General features: G+C 63.7%; 4 protein-coding genes and 1 pseudogene. All 5 read right to left on the minus strand.

Annotated features, from left to right (window positions below; genetic code table 11):
• Positions 1-38: 38 nt before the first annotated feature.
• On the minus strand, positions 39-1,691 hold the full coding sequence (gene treF, locus VNZ65_RS06580; RefSeq protein WP_325667267.1) for an alpha,alpha-trehalase TreF: 1,653 nt from the start codon (positions 1,689-1,691) through the stop codon (positions 39-41).
• A gap of 97 nt (positions 1,692-1,788) precedes the next feature.
• A complete protein-coding gene (locus VNZ65_RS06585; protein WP_325667269.1) occupies positions 1,789-4,539 on the minus strand; it encodes a nitrate reductase in 2,751 nt (916 codons plus the stop codon).
• Positions 4,540-4,551: 12 nt separating this feature from the next.
• On the minus strand, positions 4,552-5,778 hold the full coding sequence (locus VNZ65_RS06590) for an NAD(P)/FAD-dependent oxidoreductase (protein WP_325667271.1): 1,227 nt from the start codon (positions 5,776-5,778) through the stop codon (positions 4,552-4,554).
• Positions 5,775-6,122, minus strand: a complete 348-nt coding sequence (gene nirD / locus VNZ65_RS06595) for a nitrite reductase small subunit NirD (RefSeq protein ID WP_325667273.1) — start codon at positions 6,120-6,122, stop codon at positions 5,775-5,777. The genes VNZ65_RS06590 and nirD overlap by 4 nt, the downstream gene beginning before the upstream one ends.
• A 10-nt stretch (positions 6,123-6,132) precedes the next feature.
• Positions 6,133-6,430 (minus strand): annotated as a pseudogene (locus VNZ65_RS06600) (nitrite reductase (NAD(P)H)); the annotation flags it as partial.

A 6,430-nucleotide genomic window follows, 5' to 3' on the forward strand; every position in this document is an offset into this window, starting at 1 on the left:
CCTTGCCTGCAAGAGCGGCTGCGCGGGCGCGGCCGCTCTCAAGGTTGCTGCAACTCGGGATACAGCGTCAGCAGCTGCATCGCTACGCCGTTGGTCCAGCCGAAACCGTCCTGTAGAGCATATTCACCGCCGCCGGCTTCGGCATCGCTGCCGGTCACATTGTATTTTTCCACCAGCTTGCCGCTAGCCGCGTAGACCTGCTGCACTTTGCCCATCCAGCGCGTGGCGACATCGCGCGCCATGGCATGCAGGCCATAGCGCTCCAGGCCGTCCACCGCAATCCATTGCAGCGGCGCCCAGCCGTTCGGCGCATCCCATTGCTGGCCGCTGTCGACTGTCGTGGTGACGATGCCGGCGGGCTGCAGCAATTGCTTGCCGACCCACTGCGCCACGCGCTCCGCCTGCCTCGGCTCGGCGATGCCGACGAACAGCGGATATAGCGTGGCGGCGCCGGGGCGGCCGGTCGAACGCTGCCTGATCCATTGATAGTCGACATAATGCCCGGCGGCGTCATCCCAGAAATATTTTTGCACCGCCAGCCGGCGCCGTTCGGCGCGCTGCGTGAACTCCTTGCTGCACGCCAGGTCATGCACCCGCTCGCAGCCGAGCCGAATAGCATTTTCCAATCCATACATCAGGCTGTTGAGATCGACCGGCAGGATGGCGGTGGTTTCGATCGTGGCCAGCGACTTGCCGTCGGCCAGCCAGCGGCTGCTGAAATCCCAGCCGCTTTCCGCGCCGGCGCGAAAATCCCGGTAAACCTCGGCAGCCTGGCGCTTGCTCTGCTGCGCCAGCTTGACGTCTTCCGCATACGATTCGTCGCGCGGAACGGCACGGTCGTCGTAATAGCGGTTCAGCAGGCTGCCGTCCGCCAGCGCCACCACGCGCCGGTGCGCGGAGCCGGGCTTGAGCGTGCCGGCGCCGTCCATCCAGAACGCATATTCGCGCCGCAGCTGCGGCAGATAGCGTGCGTAAGCGCCGGCTTCATCCTGGGTCGACAGCAAGCCGACCATCTTGAAATAGAAAGGCGGCTGCGAGCGGCTCAGGTAATAGCTGCGACTGCCGTTGGGGATATGGCCGTAGCGGTCGATCAGGCTGGCAAAATTGTCGACCATGGCGCGGATCAGCTGCGGCTTGCCGTTTTGCAGCAAACCCAGCATGGTGAAATAAGAGTCCCAGTAATACACCTCGCGAAAGCGCCCGCCTGGCACCACATAGGCTTGCGGCAGCGGCAGCAGCGAAGATCCGGCGCTGGCCTTGGCAGGCTGCCTGGTCAGGTGCGGCCAGAGACCCGCTATATGCTGCTGCAGCGACTGCGAACGATCGCTGACATAAGCATCTGCACTGTCTTGCGGCAGATCGAAGTGTTGCTGCACGAAACCGGCCAGCGTGAACCCGGGAAGATTCTTTTCGCGCTGGTAGCGCGCTGCAATGGCGGCCGGATTGTCCTTCGGTACGGCATCGGCGAAGGTCTTGCCGTCCTTGAAAACCTGGCCCATCTGCACCGCGGCAAACAGCTCTGGATACAGTTCTGAAGGCGGCGCCGGGTAAGCCGCAAGCGCCGCTGGCCTGGCAACAGCGGTATCGGCCTGCACGGCGCCGCTCCAGCTGCCGAAGGCCAGGCAGGCGGCAGCGCCAATGACTGCGATGCGAAAATTGCGGCGGTGCGATAGCGCAAGAAAAAAATTCATAGCTCCGGTCTCCGTGGTCCAGGTACCAAGCAGATCTTGGCAACTTGCTCCGCTAACTTACCCAGACTTGGACATTTTGACAAGCACTGATCCGGCGCTACGCCTGCACCTCAGCCAGCATTTCCGACAACAGTTTCTTAATTTCCGGCACACAAGAGCCGCAATTGCCGCCCGCCTTCAGGCAGCCGGTAACCTGCGCCACGGTCGTCAAGCTCTGCTTGCGCACCGCATCGCAGATGGTGTTGCGGCCGACCGCGAAGCAGGAGCAGATAGTCGGACCGGTATCGGCGCCCCTGGCGACCGGCTGGCCGATGAGCAAGCCGACGCGGTCGGCATCTGCCAGCTGCTCCTTGAGAAACAGGCTGGCCAGCCAGGCGCGCGCAGGCAGGTCCGGCCGCGGCGACAGGAACACGCAAGCTTCGATGCGGTCATCCACCACATGCACAGCGCGATAAATCCCGGCGCTGCCATCCTGGTATTCCAGCCAGTCGGCGGCGGCGGTGTCGACTCCCAGCAGCCTGGCGGCCCACGCGCCATGATCGGCGATCGGGCTGCGTCCGGCCAGTTCATAGCGATGAAAGCTGCGTCCCTGGACCCGCGTCCAGTGGGTGACATCGTCCAGCGCCGGCTGCGCGCGGCTAAGCACGAAGCCGTACCAGGTCACCGCAAATTCCTCGATCCGCACCGGCGTGTGCTTGAATTCCGGCTCGCCGGAAACCGGATCGACCACCGGATTGACCAGCGCCCCTACCCGCGCATCGGAAGCTGACTGCCGGTTCCAGTGGATGGGGACGAACAGGCTGCCGCGGGCGATGCCGCCGCCGTGCTGCACGCGCGCCACCATCTCGCCCCAGCGGCTCGATACCCGTGCCAGCATGCCTTCACGTACGCCATATAGCAGGGCATCTTGCGGATGGATGTCGATGAACGATTCCGGCACGTGGTCAGCCAAGCGCGGCGACTTGCCGGTACGCGTCATGGTATGCCACTGGTCGCGCACGCGGCCAGTGTTGAGGCTGAGCGGATAGTCGCTGTCGGTGGCGTGCCGCGGCGCCCGCGGCACCGTGGCGATGAAGCGCGCCTTGCCGTCGGCGTGGGCGAAACGGCGGTCGGCGAACAGGCGCGCCGTGCCTTGTTTTTCCCCATCGGCGCCGATCGATAGCGGCCATTGCACCGGCTGCATGGCATCGAACTGCGCCTGGTCCATGCCGTGCAAGCCGCTCAGGTTGAATACGCGCTGCGGGCCATCACCGTCAGCGCCATTGCGATAGGCGCTAAGCCGGGCATGCTCGTCGAATATCTGATGCGCCGAGCTGAAGCCGAAGCCGTCATAGCCCATGCGTTGCGCCACCTGGCAGATGATGCGCCAGTCTGCGCGCGCTTCGCCCGGCGCCGGCAGGAAGCCGCGCTGGCGCGAGATGCGGCGTTCCGAGCTGGTCACCGTGCCATCTTTTTCTCCCCAGCCGAGAGCCGGCAGCAAGACATGGGCAAAAGCGTTGGTGTCGGTTTTTTCGATGATGTCGGAGATCACCACCAGCTCGCATTTTTCCAGGGCGCGCTGGACTTGATCCGCATCCGGCAGGCTGACCACCGGATTGGTGGCCATGATCCAGACCGCCTTGACCCGTCCTGCTTCGATCGCCTGGAACAGGTCGACCGCCTTCAGGCCCGGCCGCTCGGCCATGCGCGGCGACTGCCAGAAGGTCTGCACGGTCTGGCGATGCTGCGGGTTATCCAGTTCCATGTGCGCCGCCAGCATGTTGGCCAGGCCGCCGACTTCGCGCCCGCCCATGGCGTTGGGCTGGCCGGTGATCGAAAACGGCCCCATGCCGGGCTGGCCGATACGGCCGGTCAGCAGATGGCAGTTGATGATGCTGTTGACCTTGTCGGTACCGGAAGAGGACTGGTTGACTCCTTGCGAAAAGGCGGTGACCACCCTTTTATTGTCCGCAAACCATTGATAGAAGGTCAGCAGGTCGCGCGGATCGAGCTTGCAGATCTGCGCCACCGCTGCCAGTTCGGCACAATCTTCCTCGGCTGCTGTCAGCGCGGCGGCCATGCCATTGGTGTGCGCCTCGACGAAGCCCTGGTCCACGGCGCCGTTGCGCGCCAGGAAGCTGAGCAAGCCATTGAACAGCCAGACATCGCTGCCGGCCTTGAGCGGCAGATGCAGGTCGGCCAGTTCGCAGGTAGCAGTGCGGCGCGGATCGATCACCACCAGTTTCATCTGCGGCCGCGTTTCCCTGATTTTGGCGATGCGCTGGAACAGGATCGGATGGCACCATGCGGTGTTGGAACCGACCAGCACCACCAGGTCGGCTAGTTCCAGGTCGTCATAGCATACCGGCACCAGGTCGGCGCCGAAGGCGCGCTTGTGGCCAGCCACCGCGGAAGACATGCACAGCCGTGAATTGGTATCGATATTGGCGCTGCCGATGTAACCCTTCATCAGCTTGTTGGCGACGTAGTAGTCTTCTGTCAGCAGCTGGCCCGAGACATACAGAGCGACAGAATCCGGACCGTGCTGCTCGATGATGTTACGGAAACCGTGCGCCACCTTGTCCAGCGCCGCATCCCACGATACCAGCTGCAATTCCTGACTTTCACCGCTGCGCATCTTCGGATACAGCAGGCGTCCATCCAGTGCGACCGTCTCGCCCAGCGCTGCGCCCTTGACGCATAGCCGGCCCAGGTTCGAAGCATGGGTTTCATCGCCGGCGATGTCGACCTGGCCATCGCCGTTGACCGTCGCGCGCACGCCGCAGCCTACGCCGCAATACGGACAAGTCGTAAGCGTGTCGGCCAGCCTGGCGGCCGGCTGCAAGGGGAAGCTCTGAACTTGTGTCATCCGTGCTCCGCTTCAAGCAGCCTGGACGCATAGCGCCTGGCCGAACAGCAGCTGGCTGCGCAGGGCAGAAATATCGACCTTGTTCTGGATCAGTTCGAAGTACCAGGGGCCATCCTTGACGTCGCCGTACAGCACCGCGCCAACGACGCGCGGACCGCTGATCACCAGCCGTTTGTAGATGCCGCGGCGCGGATCGCGCAGCACCAGGTCTTCGCTGCCCTCGCCGCCGATGAAGTCGCCGGCGGAATACAGGTCGACGCCGGTGACCTTAAGCTTGGTGGCGGTGGCTTGCTGCACATAACGCCGATGGCCGGCACCGGCCAGGTGCGCGCCGCAGACGCGCGCCTGTTCCCAGATCGGCGCCACCAGGCCGAAAGTCGCCATGCGGTGCTGCACGCATTCACCCACCGCATAGATGCGCGGATCGTATGTCTGCAAGGTATCGTCGACCACGATCGCGCGGTCGCAATGCAGCCCGGCCTGCTGCGCCAGTGCGATATTGGGACGGACGCCGGCGGTCATCACCACCAGGTCGGCCGGAATCTCGCTGCCGTCCTTGAAGCGCACCGCTTTCACCTGCTGCCCTCCGACAATCTCGGCTGTCTGAGCGTTCAATAAAAATCGCAAGCCTTTCTGCTCCAGCGCCTTCTTCAGCAAGATGGCGGCGGACTTGTCCAGCTGCCTTTCCATCAGGCTATCCATGACATGCACCACGGTCACATCCATGCCCTGGCGCAGCAAGCCGTTGGCCGCTTCCAGCCCGAGCAGGCCGCCGCCGATCACCACCGCATGGCGATGATCGCGCGCCGCCGCCAGCATGGTCTCGACATCCTGGATATCGCGGAAAGCAATCACGCCCGGCAGCTGATGGCCCGGCACCGGGATGATGAAGGGCCTGGATCCGGTCGCCAGCAGCAGCCGGTCGTAACGCAGTTCAATGCCGGACTGCGAACGCACAATGCGGTGCTGGCGGTCTATGCTGATCACCGGATCGCCGGCATGCAGGGTAATGCCATTCTCGACATACCATTCACGCGGATTGAGCATGATGTCATCCATGCTCTTGTCGCCCGCCAGCAGCGGCGACAGCAGGATGCGGTTGTAATTGCCGTGCGGCTCGGCGCCGAACACGGTGATGTCGTACAAGTCCGGCGCCAGCTTGAGCAATTCTTCAACCGTGCGCATGCCGGCCATGCCATTGCCGATCACCACCAGCGACGGCTTGCTGGCGGCTGTCATGCGGCTACCCAGACCTTGCCGCCTGTGATGCGCGCCGGATAGGCCGGTACGGAATTCTCCGGCGCTTCCAGGCACTCGCCGGTCTGCAGGTCGAAGTGCTGCTTGTAGATTGGCGAAGCCACCACGATCCGTTCGCCCAGGCTGCCGACCAGTCCGCGCGAGAGCACTGCGGCCTGCGCATTCGGATCGTAATTGCCGATCGCGAACACGCGCTGCTCGCCGTCGATGACGTGGAACACCGCCACCTGTTCGCCGTTGATCAGCGCGCAGACGCCGGTGTTCGGCACGATCTGTTCAATGGCGCAGACTTCAATCCAGTGCTGGCCCAGCTGGTCCTTGTGCATCTCGCTTCCTTTAAACGGTTTCAACCACGATCGGGATGGCGATGCGCTTGCGCTCTTCCACCGTGGCGGGACGGATCTGGCCGCGTTCCGGCATGAACACCACGTTGTCGTCAGCCTGTTCGCTGTTGACGAAATGGCGGAAGCGCTTGCGCGTCTCGGGATCGGTGACGGCCCGCTTCCACTCGCACTCGTAGGTGTCGATCACGTGCTGCATTTCCGTTTCGAGTTCGGCGGCCACGTTCAGGTGATCGTTGACCACCACGTCGATCAGGTACGCCAGACCGCCTTCGAGGTTGTCGCGCCACACG

Source organism: Collimonas sp., from assembly GCF_035566555.1.
GTDB lineage: Bacteria > Pseudomonadota > Gammaproteobacteria > Burkholderiales > Burkholderiaceae_D > Collimonas.